25 protein-coding genes are annotated in these 25,972 nt (G+C 65.8%); 11 read left to right on the top strand and 14 right to left on the bottom strand.

Annotated elements, in window-relative coordinates; translation table 11 throughout:
- Window positions 1-380 (top strand): transporter associated domain-containing protein (locus EA472_RS20380; protein ID WP_279387193.1); only part of this gene is annotated, 380 nt, incomplete at its 5' end.
- Window positions 381-447: 67 nt separating this feature from the next.
- On the opposite strand, the gene EA472_RS20385 is transcribed toward EA472_RS20380, so the two are convergent.
- From EA472_RS20385 to EA472_RS20400, 4 genes are all read right to left on the bottom strand, one after another.
- Window positions 448-1,185 (bottom strand): hypothetical protein, encoded by a 738-nt coding sequence (locus EA472_RS20385; RefSeq protein WP_124193343.1) that lies wholly within the window; start codon window positions 1,183-1,185, stop codon window positions 448-450.
- Window positions 1,186-1,424: 239 nt separating this feature from the next.
- Window positions 1,425-2,615 (bottom strand): inorganic phosphate transporter, encoded by a 1,191-nt coding sequence (locus tag EA472_RS20390; protein WP_124193344.1) that lies wholly within the window; start codon window positions 2,613-2,615, stop codon window positions 1,425-1,427.
- Between the two features lie 132 nt (window positions 2,616-2,747).
- Window positions 2,748-3,467, bottom strand: coding sequence for a DUF5828 family protein (locus EA472_RS20395; protein WP_124193345.1), 720 nt, complete (start codon window positions 3,465-3,467; stop codon window positions 2,748-2,750).
- Window positions 3,468-3,533: 66 nt separating this feature from the next.
- Window positions 3,534-4,205, bottom strand: coding sequence for a uracil-DNA glycosylase (locus EA472_RS20400; RefSeq protein WP_124193365.1), 672 nt, complete (start codon window positions 4,203-4,205; stop codon window positions 3,534-3,536).
- A 144-nt stretch (window positions 4,206-4,349) separates the two neighbouring features.
- Between EA472_RS20400 and EA472_RS20405 the strand changes: the two genes are divergently transcribed.
- The 3 genes from EA472_RS20405 to EA472_RS20415 all read left to right on the top strand — a co-directional run bounded on the left by EA472_RS20405 (window position 4,350) and on the right by EA472_RS20415 (window position 10,170).
- Window positions 4,350-4,592: a hypothetical protein gene (locus EA472_RS20405; RefSeq protein ID WP_124193346.1), complete on the top strand. Its 243-nt coding sequence runs from the start codon at window positions 4,350-4,352 to the stop codon at window positions 4,590-4,592.
- A gap of 100 nt (window positions 4,593-4,692) precedes the next feature.
- Window positions 4,693-7,887: an isoleucine--tRNA ligase gene (ileS, locus tag EA472_RS20410; protein WP_124193347.1), complete on the top strand. Its 3,195-nt coding sequence runs from the start codon at window positions 4,693-4,695 to the stop codon at window positions 7,885-7,887.
- A 105-nt stretch (window positions 7,888-7,992) separates the two neighbouring features.
- The gene (locus tag EA472_RS20415) at window positions 7,993-10,170 is read left to right on the top strand and encodes a hypothetical protein (protein WP_124193348.1); all 2,178 of its coding nucleotides are present in this window, start codon (window positions 7,993-7,995) and stop codon (window positions 10,168-10,170) included.
- 59 nt (window positions 10,171-10,229) lie between these two features.
- On the opposite strand, the gene EA472_RS20420 is transcribed toward EA472_RS20415, so the two are convergent.
- Together EA472_RS20420 and EA472_RS20425 are read right to left on the bottom strand one after the other, a co-directional pair.
- Window positions 10,230-11,078 carry a ribose-phosphate diphosphokinase gene (locus EA472_RS20420; RefSeq protein WP_124193349.1) on the bottom strand — a complete coding sequence of 283 codons (849 nt, stop codon included), beginning with the start codon at window positions 11,076-11,078 and terminating at the stop codon, window positions 10,230-10,232.
- Between the two features lie 46 nt (window positions 11,079-11,124).
- Complete coding sequence (locus EA472_RS20425) at window positions 11,125-11,976, bottom strand: HVO_0234 family beta-propeller protein (protein WP_124193350.1); 852 nt, start codon at window positions 11,974-11,976, stop codon at window positions 11,125-11,127.
- 90 nt (window positions 11,977-12,066) lie between these two features.
- Here EA472_RS20425 and glmM point away from each other — a divergent pair, with 90 nt between their 5' ends.
- Together glmM and EA472_RS20435 are read left to right on the top strand one after the other, a co-directional pair.
- Window positions 12,067-13,431: a phosphoglucosamine mutase gene (gene glmM / locus EA472_RS20430; RefSeq protein WP_124193351.1), complete on the top strand. Its 1,365-nt coding sequence runs from the start codon at window positions 12,067-12,069 to the stop codon at window positions 13,429-13,431.
- Between the two features lie 295 nt (window positions 13,432-13,726).
- On the top strand, window positions 13,727-14,815 hold the full coding sequence (locus EA472_RS20435; RefSeq protein WP_124193352.1) for a hypothetical protein: 1,089 nt from the start codon (window positions 13,727-13,729) through the stop codon (window positions 14,813-14,815).
- A gap of 7 nt (window positions 14,816-14,822) precedes the next feature.
- On the opposite strand, the gene EA472_RS20440 is transcribed toward EA472_RS20435, so the two are convergent.
- Both EA472_RS20440 and EA472_RS20445 read right to left on the bottom strand, forming a co-directional pair.
- On the bottom strand, window positions 14,823-15,332 hold the full coding sequence (locus EA472_RS20440; protein WP_124193353.1) for an HPP family protein: 510 nt from the start codon (window positions 15,330-15,332) through the stop codon (window positions 14,823-14,825).
- Between the two features lie 61 nt (window positions 15,333-15,393).
- Window positions 15,394-15,798 carry a universal stress protein gene (locus tag EA472_RS20445; RefSeq protein ID WP_124193354.1) on the bottom strand — a complete coding sequence of 135 codons (405 nt, stop codon included), beginning with the start codon at window positions 15,796-15,798 and terminating at the stop codon, window positions 15,394-15,396.
- 616 nt (window positions 15,799-16,414) lie between these two features.
- On the opposite strand from EA472_RS20445, the gene EA472_RS20450 reads away from it, so the two are divergent.
- Complete coding sequence (locus tag EA472_RS20450; protein ID WP_124193355.1) at window positions 16,415-17,269, top strand: hypothetical protein; 855 nt, start codon at window positions 16,415-16,417, stop codon at window positions 17,267-17,269.
- Here the strand turns inward: EA472_RS20450 and EA472_RS20455 are convergent.
- Window positions 17,248-17,541 carry a hypothetical protein gene (locus EA472_RS20455; protein WP_124193356.1) on the bottom strand — a complete coding sequence of 98 codons (294 nt, stop codon included), beginning with the start codon at window positions 17,539-17,541 and terminating at the stop codon, window positions 17,248-17,250. The genes EA472_RS20450 and EA472_RS20455 overlap by 22 nt on opposite strands.
- Window positions 17,542-18,096: 555 nt before the next feature.
- On the opposite strand from EA472_RS20455, the gene EA472_RS20460 reads away from it, so the two are divergent.
- Window positions 18,097-18,276, top strand: a complete 180-nt coding sequence (locus EA472_RS20460) for a hypothetical protein (RefSeq protein WP_124193357.1) — start codon at window positions 18,097-18,099, stop codon at window positions 18,274-18,276.
- A 316-nt stretch (window positions 18,277-18,592) separates the two neighbouring features.
- Here the strand turns inward: EA472_RS20460 and EA472_RS20465 are convergent, their stop codons facing one another.
- The 3 genes from EA472_RS20465 to EA472_RS20475 form a co-directional block, all read right to left on the bottom strand.
- A complete protein-coding gene (locus tag EA472_RS20465; protein ID WP_124193358.1) occupies window positions 18,593-19,744 on the bottom strand; it encodes a DUF7118 family protein in 1,152 nt (383 codons plus the stop codon).
- A 6-nt stretch (window positions 19,745-19,750) separates the two neighbouring features.
- A complete protein-coding gene (hisI, locus tag EA472_RS20470) occupies window positions 19,751-20,122 on the bottom strand; it encodes a phosphoribosyl-AMP cyclohydrolase (RefSeq protein ID WP_124193359.1) in 372 nt (123 codons plus the stop codon).
- A gap of 118 nt (window positions 20,123-20,240) precedes the next feature.
- Complete coding sequence (locus EA472_RS20475) at window positions 20,241-20,558, bottom strand: hypothetical protein (RefSeq protein WP_124193360.1); 318 nt, start codon at window positions 20,556-20,558, stop codon at window positions 20,241-20,243.
- 218 nt (window positions 20,559-20,776) lie between these two features.
- On the opposite strand from EA472_RS20475, the gene EA472_RS20480 reads away from it, so the two are divergent.
- Together EA472_RS20480 and EA472_RS20485 are read left to right on the top strand one after the other, a co-directional pair.
- Window positions 20,777-21,022, top strand: a complete 246-nt coding sequence (locus tag EA472_RS20480) for a hypothetical protein (RefSeq protein WP_243637915.1) — start codon at window positions 20,777-20,779, stop codon at window positions 21,020-21,022.
- 231 nt (window positions 21,023-21,253) lie between these two features.
- Window positions 21,254-22,135: a hypothetical protein gene (locus EA472_RS20485; RefSeq protein WP_124193361.1), complete on the top strand. Its 882-nt coding sequence runs from the start codon at window positions 21,254-21,256 to the stop codon at window positions 22,133-22,135.
- A gap of 54 nt (window positions 22,136-22,189) precedes the next feature.
- On the opposite strand, the gene EA472_RS20490 is transcribed toward EA472_RS20485, so the two are convergent.
- On the bottom strand, window positions 22,190-22,969 hold the full coding sequence (locus EA472_RS20490; RefSeq protein WP_124193362.1) for a CPBP family intramembrane glutamic endopeptidase: 780 nt from the start codon (window positions 22,967-22,969) through the stop codon (window positions 22,190-22,192).
- A gap of 183 nt (window positions 22,970-23,152) precedes the next feature.
- Complete coding sequence (gene serA / locus EA472_RS20495) at window positions 23,153-24,739, bottom strand: phosphoglycerate dehydrogenase (RefSeq protein WP_124193363.1); 1,587 nt, start codon at window positions 24,737-24,739, stop codon at window positions 23,153-23,155.
- Between the two features lie 455 nt (window positions 24,740-25,194).
- Between serA and mntA the strand changes: the two genes are divergently transcribed.
- Window positions 25,195-25,677: a type VII toxin-antitoxin system MntA family adenylyltransferase antitoxin gene (gene mntA / locus EA472_RS20500; protein WP_124193364.1), complete on the top strand. Its 483-nt coding sequence runs from the start codon at window positions 25,195-25,197 to the stop codon at window positions 25,675-25,677.
- The last annotated feature ends 295 nt before the right edge of the window (window positions 25,678-25,972 follow it).

Genomic DNA, 25,972 nt, shown 5'->3' on the forward strand with positions numbered 1-25,972 from the left:
AGGGGCTGGTGACCGTCGAGGACATGATCGAGGAGATCGTCGGCGAGATCCTCAAATCCGGCGAGGACGAACCCGTCGAGGAACTCGACGAGCGCACCGTCCTCGTCCGCGGCGAGGTCAACATCGAGGACGTCAACGACGCCCTCGAAATCGACCTCCCCGAAGGCGAGGAGTTCGAAACCATCGCCGGCTTCATCTTCAACCGCGCCGGTCGCCTCGTCGAAGAGGGCGAAGAGATCACCTACGACGGCGTCCGCATCACCGTCGAAACCGTCGAGAACACCCGAATCATGAAAGCCCGACTCCACAAACTCGAAGAGCCCGCGGACGACGAGGACGACGACGGCGAACAACGGGACAACAGCGTGTCGCTCGAGTAGCTGACGAAGACCGTCGGCGGGAACCGACCCGAACGGCGACGGTCGGGAATCGATACGAACGGACCGATCAGGAGTGGGACTCGACCGTCCGCTCGAGTTCGCGTGCGACTTCCCGCGGGACGACGAGCCGTCGCGGACCGGGTACGTACCGGCCGTCGGGCTGGGCGTAGCCGAGTGTTACGATCGCTGCGTTTCCCACCAGCCGACTCGAGACGGTCTCGATCGTCTCCAGGTCCACCTTCTGGTCAGGATCGGCGAGATAGAGCGCCTCGTCGTCGAGATCGAGCGCACCGGCGGACCGGAGAAACGACGAGAGCGCGACGGCGACGAGCGCGAGCGGGATCAACAGCGCGGCGATCCCGGTGAACGGCCCGGCACCGACGCCGCCGAGCAGTCCCTGTTGGGCGGCGAGCCGGCCGGCGACCATCAACGAGCCGAGCACGGCGACCATCGCGATCGTACCGAGCGCGGCGTCCGTCGCCCGTTCGAGGGCCGCTCCCGACGGCGACGAGAGCGCAAGCGACCGTGCGAGTCGTTCGAGCTGTCGCTCGGCGTTGCTCGAGAGCGAAAACGCGAGTACCGTCACGACCACTGCGGCGGCGAAGGCGACCACGATCGACTGGGCTTCGGTGCCCGCCTGTCCGGCCAGATCGTACAGCCGCCAGAAGACGACGATGGAGATCGACGCGAACAGCGTCCCGACGCCGAGCGACCACAGGAGCCGGACGGTTCGGGACGTCGACGCGTCGCGTCGCCACTGGATCGTTCGAGGATCGTCTGCGCGCGTCGGTGCGTCCGCTGCCATACTTCACCTCGCAACCGATCGGGTAAAGACCGTTCGATGTTGGCGAGCGGCGCGGCTCACGACCGATTCCCGCGGGAAGATCGGCGCCGCGACGACGGCGACGGCCTCGGTCTGGTGACCGGTCGTCGGTTCCCGCGTCCGCCGAACTCGAGGCTGGCTAGTACCGTTCCAAGCGTCGACTGCTGAGCGAAATCGGACCCCGCCGCATGATTTCGCAGCAGTTCAGGCTTGGGACGCCACTAGAGCAAAAGCGCCGCGAGGAGCGTATAGCCCGCGTAGGAGATGACGATCGAGCCAGCCAGCGAGAGTAGCCACGCGAGCACCGTATAGCCCATCTTGCGCGCGCTGACGCCGCCGCCGGCGCCCGCCGCCGCGTAGCCGCTGCCGATGATCGAGCTGACGATGATCTCGTTGAACGAGACCGGGATTCCGTAGAGAACGGCTGCCTGGGCGATGATGAACGACGGGATGAGCGCGGCGATCGACCGTCGGGGGCCGAGCGACGAGTAGTCCTGTGCGATCGCTTTGATCATCCGCGGCGCGCCCGTCCACGAGCCGAGCAACAGACCGAATCCGCCGCCGACGAGCAACGCGATCAGCGGCAATCCGACGTCACCCGACAGCGGAATCAGCGGTCCGATGGCGAGACCGACCTGACTGCCGCCGGCCGAGAAGGCGACCAGCGCGCCGAGGATGAGCAGGAAGTGGCGCTCGCCCCGGTCGACGCCGTTCGCGAGGTCGATCGCGATCGCGCCGGCCCACACCAGCGCCATCGAGACCGTCACGGCGACGACGCCGACGAGTTCGGAGACGGGAAGCAGGTCGCCCGAGGCCCGTGCGATCGACGCGCCGGCGTCCGGCGGACCGAGAACGGCGAACTCGATGTTCGCGACGATGACGCCGACGAACGCGGCGAGGAGGACGATGAGCGTCGTCTCGGAGACGGGTTCGGCGCGAAGCAGTCTGGCGATCCCGTAGGCGAGTCCGCCGCCGACGAACGGCGTGAGTATCCACAGCGTGGCGATCTCCGCGTACTTCGGCCACGCGGGGACGCCGCCCATCGCGAGGCCGACGCCGATGACCGCGCCGGTGACGGTAAACGCCGTCGCGATCGGGTACCCCGCGAAGACGCCGATCGCCACCAGCACGGCCGCGATGACGAGCGCGATCGTCGCCGCGAGCGGCGACAGGGTGACGCCGCCGATGAGTTCGGTCCCGACGGCCTCCGAGACGTTCGCACCCTGCAACACCGCGCCGGCGAAACCAAGCAGTCCGACGAGAAACCCTGCCCGCATCACCGAAATCGCGTTCGCCCCGACGGCGGGTGCAAACGGCGTCGATCCGCTCGAGCCGGCGCCGATCGCCCAGGCCATAAAGAGGCTGGCGAACGACGCCACCAGGAACGTCATCACCGTCGCGAGTTCGACCATCCGTTCGGGGTTTCTAGCGGCCGCTACAAGTGCCTACCGAGTCCAGACGACGATCGGTTCGCTCGTCGGGGGAGACGCCGGGACCTGCTCGGTGGTCGCTCGAACGGTCGTTCGTGTCGATCGGTGCCGACGTCAGTTCGTCGTCGACTTCGAGTTGTCTTCGGGTTCGGGCGGCGGTTCGGCTCCCTCGATCGCCTCGGCCGCGTCGGTGTCCTTTTCGATCTCGACGTGCCAGCGGTCGATCTCGTCGTCGAACTCCGCGAGGCGGTCGGAGACCTCGTCTTTGAGGTCGTCGTCGTTGACGTTGACCTCGAAGACGAACCGCTCGCCGTTCTCTCCGCGCGTCGACTGCTGGATGTTCGCGCTGACGAGTTCGTTGTCGAAGTAGTACGGCGCGAGCTGGGTCATCACGTTCTGGTAGACCGTGTCCTCGACCCGCCGCAACGCCTTTCGCCCGGCCGAGTCGGCCGCCCGCGCCACGTAGTCGATCGACTCGCGCCAGTCGTCGACGGCGGCTTCGGGATCGTCCGCTTCGAGGTGTTCGTAGGACTCCGAGAGCTTCTCGCCGGCGGTCTTGATGTCCTCGTCCGGCTTCTTTCCGGCTTTTTCTCCCTTTCCTTCTTCGACGCTCGCCTGGTCTGCGGTCTTCTCGCTGACGTCCGACTCGAGCCGTTCGTGGGCCTTCGGCCGCCACTCGTCCCACTCGTCGAACGCACGGGCCAAACCCGCGTCGTACTCTTCGTCGGGGTCGTGGACGCCGGCGTCTCGAAGCGCTCGCGTGATGCGCTCGCCGTGCTCGACGACGTCGCCCCAGTCGCCGCGAACTTTGAATCCCGAGATGCTCTCTTCCATTCGGCTGGGCGACCCCTACGAGATGGATCAGTATAAACTTCTTCGCCGCACCCAGAACTGCCGAGACTATCGTTCGCTCGCCGCACGAGCGTCGTCGATCGCGTCGCGGATCGCCACGAGATAGCCGTCGGGATCGTAGCCCAGCCGGCCGATCCAGACGTCCTGGTACGACGGGTGTAAGACGGGAACCAGCCAGGTCCCGAGTCGGTCACACCGAACCGGCTCGAGGACGCACTCGAGAAACCCGTCGAGGTCGCGACCTTCGGCCGCGAGCACCGTCTTCGTCGCGTGTTTGCCGGTCGCGAGGACGACGTCGGGATCGACCACCTCGAGTTCGGTCAGGAGGTGACCGCGGCAGTTCGTCCGCTCCTCGGCGGTGGGCTCGCGGTTGGTCGGCGCGTCGCCGTTTCCCGGCGCGTCGTCCGCCGGGAAACACTTGACCGCGTTCGTGTAGTAGGCGTCCTCGCCGTAGCCGATTCGCTCGAGCAGCCGGCGGATGCGACGCCCGGAGTGACGGGACGTGTACGCTTTCCCGGTCCAGTTGCCCCCGCGCCAGCGATCGGCGTCCGGGTTCCCGAATCCGGGCGCTTCGCCGACGACGACCACCGTCGCGTCGCGGTCGCCGGTTCCCCAGGAGATGCGCTCTCTCGCGTCGACGAGCGCCGGACAGCGCGCGCAGTCGGACTCGAGGACGTGACGCGAGTCGGGAAACGCGGGTTCGGTCGGCGCGGGCTCGATCGATTCGGACTCGAAATCGCCGTCGACGTTCGGGTCGGTGGACACACGAGAACGTACGACCGCGAAACCATAGGCGGGTCGGTTCTCGCGGACGCGAGCGCGCTCACAGACAGATTTACGTTCCTCGAGTGTCTCCCCCCGGTAATGGCTTCCGTCGCACCCGAACTCCTCGTCGAACTGCTTCCCCTTCTCGCGTACGCGATCGTCGCAGTTACGCTGACGATGGGCGGGCTCGCCGCCGAGTACGCGAGCCTCCAGCACTTCGGATCGGGGGAGGTGATGGTCGGCCTCTGGCTCGCCGCGATCGGTGCGATCATGCTCTACGCCGGCGTCTACGGGATCGGCTACCGGAAGGTGATCCAGCGAGTGCTCGCCTCGCGTCGCTGAGCCGGTCCGCTCGAGCACCCGTCGGACCGCGGACGATCACCGTCCGGTCGTCCACTGCGGGACCGATTCCCCTTTAATCTCGGAGCGAATCACGTCACGTATGGACAGGTTCGCCGAGGTCGACGACCAGTACGATCCCCACGAGTTAGAGGGACGGATCTTCGACTACTGGGACGACGTCGACGCCTACGAACAGACGGTCGATCACCGATCGGACGGTGAAACCTACTTCTTCGTCGACGGGCCGCCGTACACGTCGGGCTCCGCGCACATGGGAACCACCTGGAACAAGTCCCTGAAGGACGTCCTCCTCCGGTTCCTGCGCATGCGCGGCTACGACGTGACCGACCGACCCGGCTACGACATGCACGGGCTGCCGATCGAGACGCGAGTCGAGGAGCAACTCGGCTTCGAGAACAAAAAGGACATCGAGGAGTTCGGGGAGGAGAACTTCATCGAAGCCTGCAAGGAGTACGCCGACGAACAGCTCGAGGGGCTCCAGTCCGACTTCCAGGACTTCGGCGTCTGGATGGACTGGGACGATCCCTACCGAACCGTCAGCCCGGAGTACATGGAAGCGGCCTGGTGGGGCTTTTCGAAGGCCGCGGATCGCGGACTCGTCGAGAAAGGACACCGCTCGATCTCGCAGTGTCCGCGGTGTGAGACCGCCATCGCCAACAACGAAGTCGAGTACGAGGACGTCGAGGACCCCTCTATCTACGTGACGTTCGATCTGCGGGACCGCGAGGGAGCGCTCGTCGTCTGGACGACCACCCCGTGGACGATCCCGGCGAACACGTTCGTCGCCGTCGATCCCGAGCTGACCTACCAGGGCGTCCGCGCCGAGCGAGACGGCGAGTCCGACGTGCTCTACGTCGCGGAGGCCTGCGTCGAGGAGGTGCTATCGGAAGGACGATACGAGGAGTACGAGGTCGTCGAGGAGCTGTCCGGCGAGGAGATGGTCGGCTGGGCCTACGAACACCCGCTCGCCGAGGAAGTGCCGGACCACGCCGACCACGAGGGCGCACTCGAGGTGTACACGGCCGACTACGTCGAGGCCGATCGGACCGGGCTGGTCCACTCCGCGCCCGGCCACGGTGAGGTCGACTTCGAGCGCGGCCGCGAACTCGGCTTCCCGATCTTCTGTCCCGTCGGCGGCGACGGCGTCTACACCGACGAAGCCGGCAAGTACGAGGGGCAGTTCGTCAAAGCGGCCGACGACGAGATCATCGACGACCTGCGGGCAAACGGCGCGTTACTCTCGTCGGGGACGGTTACCCACAGCTACGGCCACTGCTGGCGCTGTGACACGGGGATCGTCCAGATCGTCACCGACCAGTGGTTCATCACGATCACGGACGTCAAAGACGAACTGCTCGAGAACATCGAGGACGGCGAGTGGTACCCCGGCTGGGCGCGGGACAACCGATTCCGGGACTTCGTCGAGGACGCGCCGGACTGGAACGTCTCCCGCCAGCGCTACTGGGGCATTCCGCTGCCCGTCTGGACGCCGGAAGATCGCGACGACGATGAGGACACGATCGTGATCTCGACGCGCGAGGAACTCGCCGAGCGCGTCGACCAGGACGTCGACCCCGAGACGGTCGACCTCCACAAGGACACGGTCGACGACCTCACGATCACCGAAAACGGCACCACGTATACGCGCGTGCCCGACGTCTTCGACGTCTGGCTCGACTCGTCGGTCGCGACGTGGGGAACGCTCGACTTCCCCGAGGACGACAGTCGCTTCGAGGAGCTGTGGCCCGCCGATCTCATCCTCGAGGCCCACGACCAGACCCGGGGCTGGTTCTGGTCGCAACTCGGCATGGGCACCGCGGCGCTCGGACAGAGCCCGTACGAGCGGGTGTTGATGCACGGCCACGCGCTCATGCCCGACGGTCGGGCGATGTCCAAATCGAAGGACATCCTGGTCGACCCGCACGAGGCCATCGACCGCCACGGCCGGGACGTCATGCGAATGTTCTTGCTGTCCAACAACCCGCAGGGCGACGACATGCGCTTTTCCTGGGACGGCATGCAGACGATGGAGAACCACCTGCGGACGTTGTGGAACGTCTTCCGATTCCCGCTGCCGTACATGCGCCTCGACGGCTTCGACCCGAGCGAAACCGACGTCACCGACGTCGAGGACGACCTCGAGTTGATCGACGAGTGGATCCTCGCGCGGCTCCAGTCGACCAAAGCCGAGATGACCGACCACTTCGAGGAGTTCCGCCAGGATCGGGCGCTTTCGGCGCTGATCGAGTTCGTCGTCGACGACGTCTCGCGCTTTTACGTCCAGGCGGTTCGCGAGCGCATGTGGGACGAAGCCGAGAGCGACTCGAAGACGGCGGCTTACGCGACGATCTATCGCGTGTTACGCGAAACGGTCGCCCTGCTCGCGCCGTTCGCGCCGTTCGTCTCCGAGGAGATCTACGGCACGCTCACCGGCGACGGCGGCCACGACACGGTCCACATGTGCGACTGGCCGGCCGTCGACGAGCGCTTCGTCGACGAGCGCCTCGAGGCCGACGTCGCCGTGCTCAGGGCGATCGAGGAAGCGGGCGCGAACGCCCGACAGCAGGCCGGCCGGAAGCTCCGCTGGCCGGTTCCGCGGGTCGTCGTCGTCGCGGACGACGACGAGGTCGCCGACGCCGTCCAACGCCACACCGATCTGCTCGCGGACCGACTCAACGCCCGCGAGGTCGAACTCGTCTCGCCCGACGAGCGCTGGGCGGAGCTCTCCTACAGCGCCGAGGCGGACATGAGCGAACTCGGACCGGCGTTCGGCGACCGCGCCGGCGTCGTGATGAACGCGCTCAACGAGGCCCGCATCGACGAGCCGTCGCTCGAGGCGCTCGAGGGCGCGGTCGCCGACGCGGTCGACGGATCCGTCGACCTCGAGGAGTCGATGGTCTCGTTCGTCGCGAAGACGCCCGACGACGTCGCCGGGACGGCGTTCGGACTCGACGGCGACGACCGCGGCGTCGTTTACGTCGACGCCTCGCTCACCGAGGAGATCGAGAGCGAGGGCTACGCCCGCGAGGTGATCCGCCGGGTTCAGGAGATGCGCAAGGACCTCGATCTCGACGTCGAGGAGCGGATCGTCCTCGAGCTGTCGGTCGACGACGACCGCGTCGCCTCGCTGATCGACGACCGGGCGGCGCTCGTCTGCGAGGAGGTTCGCGCCGACGAGATCCGCGCGGTCGACGACGGCCACCGCAAGGAGTGGGACGTCGAGGGCGTCACGGTGGAGCTCGCGATCGCACCGCTCGCCGAGTCGACGGCCTGAACGGGTCGCCTTCGGTCAGTTTCGGATCGTCGTTCGAACCGCTCGTCTTTCGTGACCGACCAGTCACCACAACAGTCATGACCGTTGACTGTCCACCGGTCGGTAGTGACCTCCCGACTGCTCGCGATCGCCCTGGTCGCGGTACTCATCGCCAGCCTTCCGGCGAGCGCCGGTGCCCTCACAGCGGGGGCCGCTGACGTCCCGTCGCCGGAAACTCAACCGTCCCACGAGCGAGTCGCGAACGCCCCTGCCGATAGCGGTGCCTCGAGCGATCCCGTACTCCACCGGACGACGACGCTTCGACACCTGCCGGACCGGCCGGGAACGTTCGAGACGGAGATGGAGTTTCGCGTTCCCGACCCGGTCGTCGACCTCGAAATCACCCTCCACTCGCGGGCGGAGATCGAGTCCACCGCCGGCTTCGAGACGACCGACGACGGCACGCTCCGGTGGATCGAGGAGACCGATCGACCGACGGTCCGGTTCACGATGCCGGCCAACCGGACGGGAGACGTCGGCCACCACGCCCCCGAGACGGCGTCGGACGATCGATCCCCTCTCGAGACGAGTTCGACCGATCGAGGGGCGTTCGACGTCGAACGCGACGGCCACAGGCTCGAGCGTGACGAGGCGACGGATCGCCAGCGGGAAGCGCGGTCGTCCGGAGAGCGGTACACGTTCGTCGACACCGGCGAGTGGGGCGTCGTCCAGGTCCCCGGCGTCGACGTCTCGCTCCGCCAGACCGAATCCGTCGCTCACGAGGAGACGGTCGTCGTCGACGGACCCGGTGCGACGGGCGGCGACATCGCCTTCTTCGGACCCGTAACCGAACACGAGACCACCGTCGACGGCGAGACGATTCAGCTCGCGGTTCCCGACGCGGCCGATCCGTCCGCGGACCCGACGGCGGTTCTCGAGACGCTCGCGTACGCGAGCGAATCGCTCGACGTCGGTGCGCGCCCCGACGAGGTCTTCGTCGTCGCCGTGCCGGCCGACGTCGACTGGGGTCCCCAGGGCGTCCAGTACGGCGACGGCGACGCCTGGGTCGTCGCCGACGTGCCGCTCGAGCACCCGGCGAACGTCTGGATCCACGAGTACGTCCACGTGCGACAGGACTTCGAGACCGACGACGCCACTCGGTGGCTCGTCGAGGCTCAGGCGGAGTACTACGCCGCCTCGTACGCCTTCGAGAAGGGACTGATCGAGTTCGACGAGTTCGCCGGCCACCTCGAACGTGGCGAGCACACACCATACACCGAGGGCGTGCTCGCCGAGCCCGCGAGCTGGTCGCACGATCGGACGGATTACGTGAAAGGCCGGCTCGTTTACGCCGAGATCGATCGCGTCCTCCGCCTCGAGACAGACGGCGACCGGACGCTCGAGGACGTCTTCCGGGTGATGAACGCCCGCGAGGGGACCCTGACCGAATCCGCGTTCCTCGATCTCCTCGAGCGGGCGGGCGGAAAAGCGGTGCGAGAGACCGCACAGCGGTACACGCAAACCGAGGCGACGCCGGAGACGTGGGACGTGGACGACCACGCGGCCGCGTTCGATCTGTCGGGGGCGACCTTCGAGTACGGGGTCGCCTCGGAGCCGATCGAGGTGGCCGGCGAACCGTGGGAGATCCGGGGGCAAAGCGGCGACGACGTGATCGCGGTTCCCGCCGGACCGACCGTCACGGTCCCGGTCGAGGTCGAAAACGCGGGTGACCGGGCCGGAACCTACGACGCGACCCTCGCGGTCGACGGCGACGTGGTGGCGTACGAGCAGTCGACGCTCGATGCGAACGATCGGACGGTCGAGCGCCTCGAGTGGACGCCACACGAACCCGGTGAGTACGAACTCCGCGTCGGCACACAGCGGCTGACCGTCCACGTTCGGACCGTCTCGAGTCTCGACGTCACCGACCTCTCAGTCGAGCCCGAAACGCCTCGACCCGACGAGCCGGTGACGATCACCGCGACGGTCGCCAGCGCCGACTCGATTCCCGGCGCGGCCGTCCTCGAATTCCGGACGGGCGACGGCGTCGTCGCCGAAGAGATCGTCGGCGTCGCTCCCGGCGACGCGGAGACGGTCGAGGCGACGGTCCGGTTCGACGAGGAAGGTCAGTACGAGGTCGTCGTCGGCGATCGGTCGACGGTCGTCGCGGTCGAGCCGGCCCCGCCGCCGGCGGAACTCGAGGAAGTACCCGGATTCGGCGTCGGGAGCGCGATCGCCGCGCTTTTCGCTACGCTGGTCGCCGCGTTCGTCGCCGTCCGTGGGGCACGAAGACGCCCGCAGTGACGATCGGTGCTCTCCGTCCGCGGTGACGCCCCCTCACGAACCGTCGCGTCGAACGGAGCCTACAGCTTCGCCGCGAGTTCGGGCGCGACCGACACCGCGGTGCTCTCGCGTTCGATCGTATCGGTGCCGTAGATCGCCTCGACCCCCGCCCGCGAGAGTTTCGTGCGGGCGTTGCGAACGAGCAGCGGGTGGACGCAGGTGACGAAGACGCGGCCGACCCCCCGGTCCCGGAGGACGCCGATCGACTCGCTCATCGTCGACCCCGTCGCGACGATGTCGTCGACGACGACGACGTCCCTGTCCGTCACGTCCACGTCGCTCGGCGTGATCTCGACGTCCGTCCCCGAACGTCGAACCTTCTCGAAGTAGTCGGTGTCGCCCGCGCCGTAGGCGTCTCTGACCGTCCGCGAGAGTTCGATCGCGCCGGCGTCCGGCGAGAGGAAGACGGGGTCATCGAGGTCGGCGGGCAGCGGTTCGGCCAGCCGCCCTGCGGCGTCGACGGCCGTCGCTGCCGGCTCGAAGAACTCACACACGGCTCGCTCGTGCGGGTTGACGGTGAGGACGCGATCGGTGCCGACCGAGAGCGCGCGAGCGACGGCCCGCGCGGAGACCGGCTGGCCCGCCTCGAACGCGTCGTCCTGGCGGCCGTATCCCATGTAAGGGACGACGGTGACGACCTCGTCGACGCCGGCCTCGCGGACTGCGTCCTGAAGCTGGAGCACTTCGAGGTGGGTGTCACTCGAGACGGTCGATGCGACGATTACGGCGCGGTCGGCGTCGATGCCCGGGACGGACGCGAGCAGTTCGCCGTCGGGAAACCGATCGTACTCGACGGCCGCGAGCGGCTCCTCGAGTTCGCGTGCGAGCGCCGCGGCGAGTGCCTGCGACGCGGATCCACTGACGATCATACTCGAGTCCACAGGCCGGGGGGTAAACGGGTTTTCGTTCTGGCTATCAGACGCGAGCCGGCGCGACCGCGAGTCCGACGACGCCGTCGACGCCGAGAGCGTGCGATCGCCACTCCCCGTCGTCGCTCGCACAGCGGAAGTCGCCGTCCTCGGTGACGACGTAGGTCGTCTCCCCGTAGCCGACGCCCGCGATCGGCGCGTCGGTTCGGTCGGCCTCTCGCCAGTCGTCGCCGTCGTGTTCGTACAGCGCCTCGTCGGTGGCCGCGTGCGCGCGCTCAAGTCGACCGGACGTCGTCCGCGGATCCGCGCCGACCGTCTCGAACGGACCCTCGAGTGCGACCATCCAGCCGTTACCGAGTTTGTACAGTCCGTCGTCGGTGGCCGCGAGCGGAACGCCGGCCGCCGAGACGTCGCGGACGTCGGTGAGGCCGGCGTGGTCGAGTCCGCCGTCGTGAGCCCGGTAGACGCCCGCATCGGTGCCGACCAGGTCGCCGTCGATCGCTCGAACCGCGCCCGCGGTCTCTGCTGCGAGGATCGTCCACTCGTCGCACCCAGCCCGCCGTCTGAAGACGGCTCCGTCGCCGTCGGCCGCGAGCAGGTTACCGTCGTTCGACCCGACGGCGACAGCGGGGCCGAATCCCGTCCCGGAGAACGTCGGTCCGTCGTCGCCTTCCGCCTCCGAACCGGGCGTTCCCACGCGAACGTCCTCGTCGGTGGCGATCGCGACGCCGCCGTCGAACGTCGCGAGATCCCGCACGGTACACCGTTCGTAGAGGCCGAACTCGCCCACCGAGTCGCCGGCGACGCGGACGCGGACGACGCCGACCGAACACCCGACGTACGCCTCGAGTGCCCCCCGCCGGTCGTCGTAGACGCGTTTTTCTTCGATCGAGTCCATATCTCGACGATCGGTCGCGCGGGCCGAAAGCGTTCCGTCTACCCGCCGGCTTCGGAATCCCTTTGGGGTGCCCGCCCGAACTGGTAGCCGATGGAAGTCTTCGGCTCGAGCGGGACGCGGGGCGTCGCCAACGAAGAACTGACGCCCGAGTTCGTCCTTCGCGTCGCGAAAGCGGCGGGGACGGCCTGGGGAGCCGATCGGGTCGCTATCGCGCGCGACACGCGCTACACGGGCAGCATGCTGGCCGACGCAGCCTCGAGCGGCCTCGCGAGCACGGGAACCGACGTCGACCGCCTCGGGCCGATCCCCACGCCGGCTGCACAGTACTACGCCGAACGGGAGGGGACCCCCGTGATGGTCATCACCGCCTCGCACAATCCGCCGCAGTACAACGGCATCAAACTCGTCGGTGCCGACGGCGTCGAACTCGCCGTCTCGGACCTCGAGACGATCGAGGAAACGCTGCTCGCGGAGCGGTTCGAGGTCGCACCCTGGGACGAAACCGGCCGCGTCGACGAGATCGACGACGCCGCGAGCGCGTACGTCGACGAGCTGCTCGCGGCGGCGAATCGAGAGGCGATCGCCGACGCAGGGCTGACGGTCGCGCTCGATCCCGGCCACGGCGCGGGCGCGCTGACGAGTCCGCAGTTCTTCCGGGAACTTGGCTGTCGCGTCGTCACCGTCAACGCCCAGCCGGACGGTCGCTTCCCCGGTCGTGATCCCGAGCCCGTCCCGGCGAACCTCGACGATCTCGGCGAACTGGTGCGCGCGGCCGACGCCGACGTCGGGATCGCCCACGACGGGGACGCCGATCGGGCGATCTTCTTCGACGAAACGGGCGAGTACGTCGCGGGAGACGCCACGCTCGCCGCGCTGGCCGCCGCGGAACTCGAGGCGGGAGACACCGTCGTCTCCGCGGTCAACGTCTCGCAGCGACTCGTCGACGTCGTCACCGACGTCGGCGCACAGCTCGAGCTAACGCCGATCGGCTCGACGAACATCATCACCCGCATCGAAGAGCTCGAGGCCGGTGGCGAGCACGTGCCGATCGCGGGCGAGGGCAACGGCGGAATCTTCTTCCCCGGCTTTCGGCTCTCGCGCGACGGCGCGTTCACGGCGGCCCGCTTTCTCGAACTCGTCGCCCGACGGCCGGTCAGCGAAATCGTCGCCCCCTACGACGGCTACGCGAACGTCAGGCACAACGTCGCCTACGAGTCGACCGCCGAACGAGACGCGATGCTCGATGCGGCCGCCAACCACGCGCAGTCGGCCGACGCCGAACTCAACACCCGGGACGGCTACCGCCTCGATCACGGCGACGCCTGGGTGCTCGCCCGCCCTTCCGGCACCGAGCCGCTGGTGCGCATCTACGCCGAGGCCCGGGACGAAGAGCGCGCGACGGCCCTCGCCGACGAGCTGTACGAGACGCTCAGTGCCGCGAAGTCGGACGCCTGATACGGACTGCCGTCCCGACGTGCCCCGAAACCGCGGTCGGTTCGCGGTTCCGCCGGAGACGACGTACCGCAGACCGTCCGACCAGAGATGACGTACCGAGGCCGGAACGAGTCGCCGTTTCGACGCTCGAGTCGCTGCTTCGATTTTCGGGGCGCAGAGCGGGGCCGTCGGCGTCCGGATCGAAACGTTCGACTGCCGGCAGCAACCCTTTCCGTTCGCTCGCCCTGACTCGAGTTACGAGCCGTGAGCATCGCTTCGCCCATCGGACGGCCGACTCGAGTCGACACTCGGTCCGATGACCGAACGTGACGGCTCGCGCGCCGCGCCACCCGACCGGTCGGATTCGGAGTCCGATCCGCCGGCCTCGCAGCCGGATCCGCTGGTGAGCGCGGAGTCGCGCACCGACGACCTGTTACACTGGCTCTATCTGGACGGCGACCGTCGGCTGCTCTCGGGGCTCCTCCTCGTCGGCGTCTTCGGCGCGAGTCTGCTGTTGATTCGCGCCGACCTGATCACGCCAGCCGAGGCGGGCAACATCACCGCGATCGCGGCGGCACTGATCGGCGGCATGCTCCCGTTTATCACCGTCGTCCTCGCGATCAACCAGCTCATCCTCTCGGAGGAGTTCGGGACGACCGGCTCCTTTTTCGAACGGCTCGAGGAGACGCGCGAGTACCGTCACACGATCGAATCGCACACGGGTCGTCGGCCGAGTCCCGTCGAACCGTCCGACTTCCTCCGAGTGCTGATCGAGGCCAAACGACGAACGGCGCGTGGCCTGCAGAACGTCTGTCGCGACGGGCCCGAGGCGCTCCGGTCGGCCGTCGACGACTTCGTCTCGACCACGACCGCGCGCGACGAGGACGCGATCGAGACCCTCGAGGGGGCGACGTTCGGCACGTTCACCGTAATTGCCGTCATCGTTCACTACAACGATCCCTGGCAGCTCCAGATGGTCCGACGGCTCCGGTCTCGCCACCGACACGACCTCTCGGCGGCCGCCGACAACCAGCTCGAGCGACTCGGGGAGCTCCTGCGGGACATCCACGTCGCCCGCCAGTACTTCAAGACGGTCCACATGCAACAGGAACTCGCGGACCTCTCGAAGATCCTGCTGTACGTCGGCTTTCCGACGCTGCTCTGGGGAGCGTTCGTGATCGTCTCCTACGGGAACCTCCTGGCGCTCGAGTTCCATCCGTACGTCTACGCCGCGGTCGTCAGTACGACGATAACCGCCCTGTTCTCGCCGTTCGCGGTGTTGCTCGCGTACGTCCTTCGAATCGCGACGATCGCTCGCCGAACCGCCGCCGACTTCGGCCCGTTCGTCCTCCAGCAACAGCTCCCCGGCGAGGAGATCGAGACGGTCGAGGACGACGTGGAGTGACCGGTGTTCAGAACCGAAGGCGATCGTCGTACCGCGCGCCGATCCGCTCGGTCGCGAGCAACAGCCGGTGGGCAACGACGAGGGCGACGACCGCGAGGACGATCACCGCGCCCTCGAGCGGCGTCGCGAGCAGTCCGAGCGAGACGATCAGCGTCGTCGCACACGCCGGCGGGTGGCGGGTGTCGGTCGCAAGCATTCCGCCGGCCGTCAGCGTCGTCGCGAGGACGCCGCTGGCGGCCAGACGCAGCCCGTCGATCGAACCGGGAGCGGTCGCCGCCGTCATCGAGACGCCGGCCGCGAGCAGGTGGTACGCGAGCAGACCGGCGACGACGCCGATGGCGTGACCGCCGATCACTCGCCGCGGCGAGGTCGCGTCGCCGTCCTGGAACAGCGCGAGCACGAACGCGGACGGGCCGAGGCTCGGAAAGAGCATCGGCAACCCCGACAGCCACGCGATCGCGGCCGTCGTCGAGAGCAACAGACCGGTGTGCAGCGTCGTCCCCGTCCGGTCGTCCATGCGCGGCCGTTCGCCCCACCCGTAGAAAACACCGGTGATCCCGCCGCAGGCTTCGCGATCGTCAGGGAACGATCGTCACCGGAATCGACGACTGACGGGCGACGGCCTCGGCGACGCTTCCGAGCAGCATCCGCGAGACGCCGGACCGCCCCTGGCTCCCCATCACGATCCCGTCGACGTCCGCGTCGGCCGCGGACTCGAGGATCGCCGCCGCCGGCGTCCCCCTGACGACGGCCGTCTCGATCGAGCGTCCGTACTCGTCGGCGATCGACCGCGCGACGGCGAGCGCCGGGGGTTCGCCGTCGCTCGCCGCGTCGGTCGTCGGGCCGCCCCCGTAGCCCGCCTCGAGGTCGTCGACCGCGTGAACGACGGTTACCTCGGCGTCGGGAAACGTCGAGAGCGCGTACTTGAGGGCCCCTCGAGCGGGCTCGGAGTCGTCCATCGGAACGAGCAGGTGGCGAGTCATGGGCTTCGGAGCCGCCGCGTGGCTCGAGACTCACGTTCCACCCGCGGTTGTAAAAACGTCCCGGGGGAGGGCTCGAGAATGTGATCTCCGAACGCACGTGGAGGGAATCATGGCGGGATTGGTGTGGGTCTATTGCATGAGCTTAGATCGGCGGATACGACCATGAATCCCAGAACGGCTCCTGGCATTGTAGTAGCCACTGAAAGTTAGTACGCACTCGACCGCACGGCAGCGATACGATCGATGTGCAAACAGTTTCAGTTGTTACTATGCCCCGATCGACTCGAGAACGCGACAGAAGGAACTGGCGCACCTGATCCCGGATTCGCAGACCGGGGAGCCAGCGAGCTATGATCGATGATTTCGGCAAATCGGCATAATAGGTTCTTCGCCTTCACTTGACGAGGATATAGACAACTTGCTCACACCATACAATTTTGCTCTATTTTATATTACTACGATCTTGTAGAACCAAAATTATTATATAGGGATTAGTAGTTGTATTATGTAGATAGAAAGGAGAACTATATTAAAGTCCATTGGTACAGCATCAGGAATCAGTGCGTTCGGGATCACCTCAGCGCAAGCAAAACCCGATGGGTTGGATGGGGTGGTTGTGGAGACCTACGAAAAGAGTAGCCAAAAGGAACGAATTCTTAAAAGTGCCTTCAAAGAAGATAGTTTCAAATTAGTCCTTGGAGAAGCAAAGCAAAAGGGCTGGGTGCCGGATCACTCTAGTGCAACCTGTGGAAAGACGTCAACTGATGCCGGTTCATACGATTGGGCATTTCTCGAATTACAAAACCAGTCTATTGTTGATGGTCAAAAAGTCGCTTTCGCGACTTGGATTGGGAATGACACACTTGGTGCGGAATTGAATACGAATACAACAGTACAGATATTAACTAAAGCCGAAGAATCAGTACGGGAATCAGACTCTATTACGACGTTCTTCGGCTATGAGAGTGGCACCTCGATAATCAAGCTGAATGAAAATACAGATTACGCAGATGCTTTCACTGCATCATCAGAGGGTCTCGTTATCAAAGAAAGAGATTATACTAAGGAGGTGGATTCCGGACCAGAAGCAAACCCAGCTGCAGTAGGCAGTGATTGCTGTATCGTTAATGCAGCTGTAGTCAATGATGATATGTTGGAAGTTGGATGCTTGATGAAAACTGCAGTTGCTTTTTCGGGCACTATAGTAGCATGCTCTGGCTGTGCCATGGGTAATCTGGTTGCTTGTGTTGGATGTATTATCGCTGTCGGCGGACTCGCTTGGTTGGTCAGTGAAGCAGGATGTTTAGGGGGATCTGGTGTAACGCACGGAGAGGCAGTTATCCATGAAGACTACTTAGATGCGAACGGGGCATCGTGTTCCGATTTCAGTGGCTCAAGTGACAATGCTGTGGTTTTGGATCATTGGGGTCATGAGCAAGAGGTCAATGATCAGTTTGGGGGTTGCTCATAAAATAAAAACAATCCTAGAATAATAACAATTGCCACTAGAACCATAATCACAACTCCATATTTATAAATAAACCTTCTAAACCAGCTAGATAAAAATGCTGTAATTGATAGAACTCCGAGAATAAAACATGCCAAGGAATATATTGGTTCGACCCAGAAAAACGCGATGGTAAGAAAGCCCATTGCAACAGCATTCAGCATCGACGTGTATTTTTTGGTTGAATCTTGTTGAATGTGTTTTTCATACTGAGATACATATGATTCTAAATCCATATTTAGAATAATAGGCCTCTAGTTTAATAGCTTTTGTGTATTATGAACTGAAATCAAGAACGTTCTTAGCGTTGACGGTGAACTGGGAGCGAAAGCGCGTAGAGGGACGGCGGCACGTCGAACTCGAGTATCGAAGCGGAATCGGAGCCCTCCATCGGAACGTGCAGGTGACGCGGCACGGGGTTCGAAACCGTCCGCCGCGCGGCTCGAGGGCGGCGTCGGTCCGGACGACTCGAGACGAAATCTCCGAGCGCAACAGTCAATATCCTAACGTTCTTTACGATTGGTTCCGTATCGGATAAACGCGCACGAAAGTGCGCAGAGCCGGAGCGCACGCCTCCAAGCAACGCACTCCGGCTCACACGACCCCCGCGTAGCGGGAGCAATCCATCGTTGACGCTGCCGAAATAAAGATGTGCCGACGTTTCACCGACCCGCGACGTGTCGGTGCGTCGACGAGCCGTGACGAGCCGCGAGACGCCGAACCGGTGTCGCGCGATTTCGTCTTTTTCGGCCGGGTTGCACCTCGCTACGCCGGGTTCGACGGAGCAACACATGGCCACGAAACTCACCATCCACTGCGACTGTGGTACCGACGTACGCACCGAGACGGACGAGGGTGCGGTTTCCTGTCCCGACTGCGAGTCGGTGTTCGCGACCGCGATCACCGAACTCGCCGCCGATCGCGATCCGTCCGACCTCCGCCACGGGCTTCGCTCGTGTCGCGGCCCGTGAGAACCGCGATCGAGCGGCGCTGAAAGCGCCGGCTCAGACCGCGGACCCGATGCGAGAGCCTCGTGGCTCGAGGCGGATCGGACGGCGCGGGCCGGCTCGAGCCGGTGGATACAGGATCACGGTTACATTCGAGCGTCGCGCGGTCGCGCGAAGCCGACCGGTAGACGCTCAGGAACCGTCTCCGCAGGGGTCGGTCGTACCGACCGATACGCCCCGGATCGCAGTTGTCGCGGCGTTTTCTCGCTCGCAAGGCTATACGTGAGTCGCCGGTATTCGTGAGAGCCGGCGCCGTTCCCGTCCCCATCCGTCCTCGCCGTCAGACGGGATCGTCGACCGCCAGCGCCGCCTCGAGTTCCTCCCGCTCGGTTCGCAGCGCCTCGAGTTCCTCCTCGATGCGGCCGTCTGCCAGTCGTTCGCGTTCGTCCGCCGATAGCTGGCTGACCGCCTGCGCGGCCGTCTGGAGGCGCTCGTAGTCGGAATCGTAGGTGAGCGTCCGGACCGTTCGCAAGGCGGCGACGGTCTCCTCGTCGGCGACCCGCTCGACGAACGGGCGCAGCTCCCGGGTTCGTCGCCGGAGGACGCCCGCTGGCCCCGGCGGCCACCCGATCGTCAGCGCCTCGGCGTCGATCCCGTCGAGGTACGTCTGCTGGGTCGCCACCCGGCGTTTGAGGACGTCGGCGTCCTCGACGTAGTGCGAGAGCTTCGATCGCGAGTAGTCGGCGTACTCGAGCAGTTCCGGAATCGTGTACTCGCCGTCGGGGCTCGTGCGGACGTACTCCCGGAGGTCGTCCGGCGGTCGCTGAAAGCCCACGAAGGGATACCACCTGCTGCGCTCGAGCAGAGCGAACACCTCGCGGGCCGACGCCTCGAGACGGTACTCCGAAAACGCCTCGCGAATCTGGTCGTCGTAGCGCTCGATCGGCTTCCGTAAGCGCTCGACCGGCGCGTCCAGGTCGGCCGATCCCAGTTCGAGCAGGCGCTCGCGTTCGTCGATCTCCTCGTCGACCTCTCGGCGGCGTTTGCTCGCCGCCGTTCGGGCGTCGGCGAGCGCGTCGCGCGCGTCGTCGCGCGCGTCGATCAGCTCCGCGTAGCGGGCGGCAGGCTCGAGAGCGTCGTGGGCTCGCTCGAAGTCGGACTCGCTCAGCCGGCGCTTGTCGATCGCGTCGAGGGCGTCCTCGAACGCCTCGCGGTTCGCCAGGTCGTCGGGAATTCCGTCGACCAGCGAGGCGAACTGTCCCTCGAGCTGGACGTACGCCTTGAAGTTCTCCCGACCGGTCCCCGTGGCCCGATCGACGTAGGACTCGAGCAGATCGGTCGCGTTCCGGTAGGCCTGGGCCGCGTCGGCGACGGCCTCACCGCCGCGTTCGTCGATTCGCTGCTGGGTCCGTTCGAACCGATCGCGGGCGGCCTCCAGGCGCTCGAGCGGCGTCGACACGTCGGAATCGGAGCGGAGGGCGGGTTCGCTCATCTCGGCTTACTCCTCGTACACCGCGTCCGGGTCGAACACCATCTCGCCGACGTTCTCGCCGTCGACGGTGCGGTAGAAACACGACCGGTGGCCCGTGTGGCACGCGCCGCCTTCCTGCTCGACGAGATAGAGCAGGGTGTCGGCGTCGCAGTCGACGCGCACCTCCTCGACGGTTTGGGTGTGTCCGCTGGTCTTGCCCTTCTCCCACAGCTCGTCGCGGCTGCGCGAGTAGTAGTGCGCTCGGCCCGTCTCGCGGGTGCGCGCTACGGCCTCGGGCGAGGCGTAGGCGAGCATCAACACCTCACCCGTTTCGGCGTCCTGTGCGACGGCGGGGACGAGTCCGTCCGCTCCGAAGTCGATGGCGATGCCGTCGTCCATGTTCGAGTGGATGTTCGTCGGGGCGATAGGTCTTTTGCCGCGAGCCGATCGGCGAGGCGAACCGCCGCACACGAGGCAAGTCGAAAACAGCGACCGCAAACCGAGAGCCGTCCGTCGTCTAGATCCGCTCGATGCAGGCGTCCGACTCGTCTTCGACCGGGAAGCCGGAGGTCGGCGCGAAGATGATGAACGGCCCGCCGATCAGCGCCGACGCCGCGATCGCGACCACGTCGACCGGGCTCGGGATCATGGCCTGGCCGATCTCCTCGACGTCGGGAACCGAGTAGCCGACGTCGTCGCACAGTTCGAGGTCCTCGAGATCGACCTCGTCGGACGTCACCTCCTCGTCCGCGTCGGCTGCGACCGGAGCGGTCGCGACCATCGAGAGCGTTCCGGCGACGACCATCACCGCCACGAGAAGTTGTATTCTTCTCATGCGTCCGAGGGAGAAGAAACGCAAGACAATAATTCTAGGCCGAATATTTCTGATAACTATGGGGTGGAACGCGCGGAGACGCGATCGCAAACCGGCCGCGTCAACCGAAAGCGACGCCGGGATCGGGCCGTTCGACGGATCGAGAACCGGCGGACGGAACGACGGCTCCGTAACACATTGGGCGTGTCCTTTTGGTATCCGCCACCGTGTCTCTGACAATGATCCCGCTCACCATCTTCCCCCAGGCGCGTCGCGACGGCGGTCGGGCGAGCAACGAGAACCTTCGAAACCGCGTCGACGAGTTAGAGCGCACCCAGCGGAGACTCGAGCACACCGTTCGCGGTCTCGCTCGAGAGATGGAGGCCTCGGTCGGCTGTCTCTGTCCGCGCTGTGACGAGGCCTACATGATCCAGACCGACGGCGTGATGTACTGTCCGGCCTGTCGGAATCGAACGAGCATCTGACAGCCGGTCGAGGACGGGACCGGCGGAGTTCGAACGCCGTCGACCGAGTAGCCGACCTCGTCGTCACGGCGTCCGACGGTGATCGCGATTTTTCGGCGACCGTCGTTCGCATTCGATTCGCCGATCCGCGGATTCCGAGCGATTTCTCCGTTTGCGCCGCTCTCTCGAACGTTCTCACAGAGCGGACAGTCACGAGCAGTTATTGCTCCGTTCGTGGTTGCGGCCTACTGGATGACGCACTCGAGACTCACGCGTCGCGGCGCTCTCGCGCTCGCGGCGGTCGGCCTGGCGGGCTGTGCGAGCAGTCAGGAGCGAGACGACGACGCACCGGGCGACGGAACCGACGCGAACGAGGACGCCACGGGGGACGCGGACGACCGCGACACACCCGATCGCGATATCGAGCCCGACTGGGACGAGGCCGCCGCGTTTCGGACGTGGCTGCTCGATACCGACGGCAACCGTCGGTTCGATTACACCGCGACGTTTCCCGAGGATGCCGATCCTGCCGACGGCTTTCCGGACTTCTTCGGCCTCGAGACGGACGACCTCGAGGGACACCTCATGCAGTCGGGGACGCACGTCTTCTTCGGCTCGTTCGATCCCGACTCGATCGTCGACGGCGTCGACGCCGCCGAAGAGTACGACCTGTCCGGCGAGTACGAGGGGTTTTACGTCGTCACCCGATCGCCGTCGGACGGGGAAGAACTCGAGATCGCCGTCGGTCAGGACGCGATCGTCGTCGGCGTGGACTACGAGCGACGGATCGACGCCCACCGGGGAGTCGGCGATCGCCTGGAGGAGGTCGACCCCGAGTTCACGCACCTGTTCCGGGAGCTACCCCACGACACGACCGTCACGGGTCAGTACGGCAGTCCGACGGGCGCGAACGTCGACGTCGACGAGATCATCCTCTGGGGCGTCTCGAGCGAGACGCCGATGGCCGAGACGGTGACGTGGGTGTTCGTCTTCGAGCGCGAAGCCGATCTGACCGACGACGCGCTCGCGCAACTCGAGGGCGTCTCGAGCGACGTCGAGGACTCGAGCGTCGACGGACGAACCGCGACGGTCGTGGGAGCGCCCCCGAACATTCCCGACGGCTCGTCGGAGTGATCGGGTGCCTCGAGGGCACGATCTGGTGATCTCGATCGGGCCGGACCAGCGCGATCAGACGACGATCTCGAGCGAGAACACCACGGCGTTGTAGCCGCCGTGGACCGCCATCACGAGGACGACGTTCCGGTACCGTTCGTAGAGCGCGCCGAGAACGAGCGAGAGCGCGAAGACCACGATCAGCGAGACGGTCGCGGACGCCAGTTCGGCCGTCAGGTACGCGGGGAGGTGGATGGCGGCGAACAGCAGGGAGGTCCAGACGACGGCTCCGACCGACCCCAGCCCCGGCCGGACGTAGTTCTGGATCAGGCCCCGAAAGAGCAGCTCTTCGACGGGGCCGACCACGAGAATCGAGAGCACGGCGAGTGCGACGTAGTAGATCGGCGAGACGTCGTCGAGAAACAGCGCGTGCTCCGCGCCGGGAACGCCGAGTTGCTCGCTCGCGAACGCCAGTCCGGCAGCAATGGCGAGCAACGCGACGATCGTCCCGGCCCCGATTACGAGCTCGCGCGGACTCGGAACGGCGAAGCCGACGGCTCGCTTCGGGACCCAGTTCTGTGAAAATGTGACGGCCACGGCGAGGACGGTCACGATTCCGAGCAACACTGCCTCGAATGCGGCGACTACCACGAACGTGTCTCCGGTGAGTAGCTCCTCGAACGCCGCCGGATCGCCGCTGACGGCCAGTGCGAGGACGAACGTGAGCACGATCGCCGTGCTCGCGACGAAGACGGCACCGAGGACGAGAGCGACGTACAGGACCGACCCGATCACGGCGATCAGCGCCGAACGGTCCGGAACGAGGTCGTCACCGGGGGAAGGCGGGGAGGCCATACGCGAATCTCCGACGTTCCCCGGGATCAATCTGTCGCCACCGTGACCGGTCCGACGAAAGGGACGTTTCCGATCCGCCGCGAAGTGGTGGCGAAGCCGCTAGTGGTTTTCCAAGCCTGAACTGATGGACGAAATCGTGCGGTGGGGTCCGATTTCGCTCAGCAGTCGACGCTTGGAACGGTACTAGTTCTGGCCGTTGAGCGTGATGTAGTCGACGCCGATGATGCGGTCGTCCTCGTGGAGTTCGTCTCGAGCCGCGTCGGGAATCTGGCTGTCGACGTTGTACACCGTCAGCGCCTCGCCGCCGATCGTCTCGCGGGCGTTGAACATGCCGGCGATGTTGACGCCGTGTTTGCCCATCACGGTGCCGATGAGGCCGATGACGCCCGGCTCGTCGGTGTTGCGCGTGACGACCATCTTCCCGTGGGGGATGGCGTCGACGCGGTAGCCGTCGACGCGGACGATCCGCGGGTCGTCGCCCGCAAAGAGGGTGCCGTCGACGGACACCTCGTCGCCGTCGTTGCCGACGGTGACCGAGATCAGGCTCTGGAAGTCCTCGGCCTGGCGGGTCTTGGATTCGGTGACGTCGACGCCCCGATCTTCGGCGATCTGGGGCGCGTTGACCGCGTTGACCTGCCACTCGAGCGGTTCGAAGACGCCCTTCAGCGCGCTCGCGGTGACGAACTCGACGTCCTCGTCGGCGATATCGCCCTCGTAGGTGACCTCGATGCGCTCGATCCGCCCGTCGAGCAGCTGGGCGGCGACCTTGCCGGCGGTGTCGGCGATCTCGATGTACGGCTCGAGGCGAGGGAACGCGCTCTCGTCGATCGACGGCGCGTTGAGGGCGTTGGCGACGGGTTCGTCGGCGAGCGCGGCGTTGACCTGCTCGGCCGTCGAGGTCGCGACGTTCTCCTGGGCGGCCTCGGTCGACGCCCCGAGGTGGGGCGTGACGATGACGTCGTCGTGTTCGAGCAGCGGCGAGTCCGCGGGTAGGGGCTCTTCCGCGAAGACGTCCAACGCCGCGCCGGACAGCGTTCCGTCCTCGATCTTTTTCGCGAGCGCGTCCTCCTGGACGATGCCGCCGCGGCCGACGTTGACGAGGTAGCCGCCCTCGAGCAACTCGAGTTCCTCCTCGCCGATCAACCCTTCCGTCTCTGGGGTCAGCGGGGTGTGGATCGTGAGGAAGTCGGCGGCCTCGAGACACTCCTCGAACTCGAGGAGTTCGGCGCCGATGCGCTCGGCGCGCTCCTCGGAGATGTAGGGGTCGAAGGCGACGATGCCCATCCCCAGCGAGTCGAGCTTTTTGGCGACCTCCTGACCCACCCGGCCGAGACCGACGACGCCGAGGGTCTTGTTGTCGAGTTCGGCGCCGAGGTAGTCGCTTTTGGCCCACTCGCCGGCTTTCAGGCGGGCGTGTGCCTGGGGAATCGAGCGCGCGGTGGCGAACGTCATGGCGACGGTGTGCTCTGCGGCCGCACGTACGTTTCCTTCGGGTGCGTTGGCGACGATGACGCCGTGGTCGGTCGCGGCGTCGATGTCGATGTTGTCGACGCCGATCCCCGCGCGGCCGACGATGACGAGTTCCTCGGCAGCCTCGAGCACCTCGTCGGTGACTTCGGTACCGGAGCGGACGATCAGTCCGCTCGCGTCCGATACCGCCTCGAGGAGTTCCTCGCCCTCGAGTTCGTAGCCCGTTTCGACCTCGTGACCGGCGTCTCTGAGTACGTCAAGACCCGCGTCCGCGATCGGATCCGTGACCAGCACCTTCATGCGCGAGTGACTCGTGCGGAGCGGGTAAACCCTTCCGTTGTGTTCCGGCGGGGCAATACCTACCTCTTTCCAGAATCCGGATACGATCCGCTTTCGGCGGCGGTGGCCCCACCCGATTCCCCAGAATCTGAAATGCGGCGTCGAAACGGTCGAGCGACGACGATCGGTGCGAGAACACCGAACGGGTTCGTTCCGAACGCCGTGGCTCCGAGCTGCGAGCCGGAAGATCCCTCCAGGCGTGCCGCCGACGGACGAAGCCGAACCGGCGTCGATCGTCGCACCTCGAGTTTCCAGGAGCCGAAACCAGAACTGGGTTATTCGGGGGGGCGACAAACGGCGGGCGATGACAGTCGTCGCTTTCGACTTCGACGAATCCCGTCGCACTGGCGGTTCACGCTGATACGAGGGGACACTCGTCCTGCGTTTTATATAACCGACCCGCGTACATTCGATCGATGAGATCCGCAGCGGAGACCGACCTCCCCGACGGCGTTTCGCTCGAGGCGCTTCGTGAAGTCCTCGAAGCGTACCCGGTGGACGTCGCAATCCTCTTCGGTTCGCACGCGACGGGATCCGCTCACTCCGGAAGCGACTTCGACGTCGCCGTTAGCTTCCGTAACCTCGAACCTACCGAGGCGGAGTACAACGCAGCCTTCTTCGGACTGAGCGCGGATCTTTCCGAAACGCTCGAATCGGCGGACGTCGATCTGGTAGACGTTCGTCGGTGTTCGCCCGCGCTGGCCGAATCGATTTTCGACCGCGGCCTGTTGCTCATCGGCGAGCACCGCGACGTAACGACGCTCCGACGCGAACGGACGACGGGCGAATTACCGACGCGGTCGCCCCGAGAGCGACTCGAGGAGGCGATCGATAAGATCGACGCCCACCTCGAGAACGTCGCCGTTCCGGCGACCGAGAACTCGAGCAGGGACCGATGAGCGACGACGGGTTCCCTGCTGATCGCCTGAATCGGATCGTCGAAGCGATCGAAACGATCGAGGAGAGTCTCGGGATACTGGTTCAAAAACAGCGGGTCTCGCGGGAAGAGTATCGTGCCGACTCCGACAGCCGCGATATCGTCGAACGGCGTTTCGTGAAAATGACTGATAGTGATTAAGACGAATCTTTACCAGTGAGATGCGGCCAAATATTGGGCTCGCTGATCGCGCTCAGTCCTCGTGGAATGTAGTCGTTTAGCGTTGAGAGATCGGGAACGAGCCGATACTTGAACCA

Origin of the sequence: Natrarchaeobius oligotrophus, from assembly GCF_003841465.1 — an archaeon.
Lineage (GTDB): Archaea > Halobacteriota > Halobacteria > Halobacteriales > Natrialbaceae > Natrarchaeobius > Natrarchaeobius oligotrophus.

What these genes read in the sequence shown, in the direction of transcription:
- EA472_RS20420 (WP_124193349.1), bottom strand. Translation starts at nt 11,078, where the DNA reads ATGATCGTCAGTGGATCCGCGTCGCAGGCACTCGCCGCGGCGCTCGCA.
- serA (WP_124193363.1), bottom strand. Translation starts at nt 24,739, where the DNA reads ATGAAGGTGCTGGTCACGGATCCGATCGCGGACGCGGGTCTTGACGTA.
- EA472_RS20405 (WP_124193346.1), top strand. Translation starts at nt 4,350, where the DNA reads ATGGCTTCCGTCGCACCCGAACTCCTCGTCGAACTGCTTCCCCTTCTC.
- EA472_RS20490 (WP_124193362.1), bottom strand. Translation starts at nt 22,969, where the DNA reads ATGGCCTCCCCGCCTTCCCCCGGTGACGACCTCGTTCCGGACCGTTCG.
- mntA (WP_124193364.1), top strand. Translation starts at nt 25,195, where the DNA reads ATGAGATCCGCAGCGGAGACCGACCTCCCCGACGGCGTTTCGCTCGAG.
- EA472_RS20465 (WP_124193358.1), bottom strand. Translation starts at nt 19,744, where the DNA reads ATGAGCGAACCCGCCCTCCGCTCCGATTCCGACGTGTCGACGCCGCTC.
- EA472_RS20455 (WP_124193356.1), bottom strand. Translation starts at nt 17,541, where the DNA reads ATGGATTTAGAATCATATGTATCTCAGTATGAAAAACACATTCAACAA.
- hisI (WP_124193359.1), bottom strand. Translation starts at nt 20,122, where the DNA reads ATGGACGACGGCATCGCCATCGACTTCGGAGCGGACGGACTCGTCCCC.
- EA472_RS20385 (WP_124193343.1), bottom strand. Translation starts at nt 1,185, where the DNA reads ATGGCAGCGGACGCACCGACGCGCGCAGACGATCCTCGAACGATCCAG.
- EA472_RS20460 (WP_124193357.1), top strand. Translation starts at nt 18,097, where the DNA reads ATGGCCACGAAACTCACCATCCACTGCGACTGTGGTACCGACGTACGC.
- EA472_RS20440 (WP_124193353.1), bottom strand. Translation starts at nt 15,332, where the DNA reads ATGGACGACCGGACGGGGACGACGCTGCACACCGGTCTGTTGCTCTCG.
- EA472_RS20475 (WP_124193360.1), bottom strand. Translation starts at nt 20,558, where the DNA reads ATGAGAAGAATACAACTTCTCGTGGCGGTGATGGTCGTCGCCGGAACG.
- EA472_RS20425 (WP_124193350.1), bottom strand. Translation starts at nt 11,976, where the DNA reads ATGGACTCGATCGAAGAAAAACGCGTCTACGACGACCGGCGGGGGGCA.
- EA472_RS20435 (WP_124193352.1), top strand. Translation starts at nt 13,727, where the DNA reads ATGACCGAACGTGACGGCTCGCGCGCCGCGCCACCCGACCGGTCGGAT.
- EA472_RS20480 (WP_243637915.1), top strand. Translation starts at nt 20,777, where the DNA reads ATGATCCCGCTCACCATCTTCCCCCAGGCGCGTCGCGACGGCGGTCGG.
- EA472_RS20395 (WP_124193345.1), bottom strand. Translation starts at nt 3,467, where the DNA reads ATGGAAGAGAGCATCTCGGGATTCAAAGTTCGCGGCGACTGGGGCGAC.
- EA472_RS20390 (WP_124193344.1), bottom strand. Translation starts at nt 2,615, where the DNA reads ATGGTCGAACTCGCGACGGTGATGACGTTCCTGGTGGCGTCGTTCGCC.
- EA472_RS20485 (WP_124193361.1), top strand. Translation starts at nt 21,254, where the DNA reads ATGACGCACTCGAGACTCACGCGTCGCGGCGCTCTCGCGCTCGCGGCG.
- ileS (WP_124193347.1), top strand. Translation starts at nt 4,693, where the DNA reads ATGGACAGGTTCGCCGAGGTCGACGACCAGTACGATCCCCACGAGTTA.
- glmM (WP_124193351.1), top strand. Translation starts at nt 12,067, where the DNA reads ATGGAAGTCTTCGGCTCGAGCGGGACGCGGGGCGTCGCCAACGAAGAA.
- EA472_RS20445 (WP_124193354.1), bottom strand. Translation starts at nt 15,798, where the DNA reads ATGACTCGCCACCTGCTCGTTCCGATGGACGACTCCGAGCCCGCTCGA.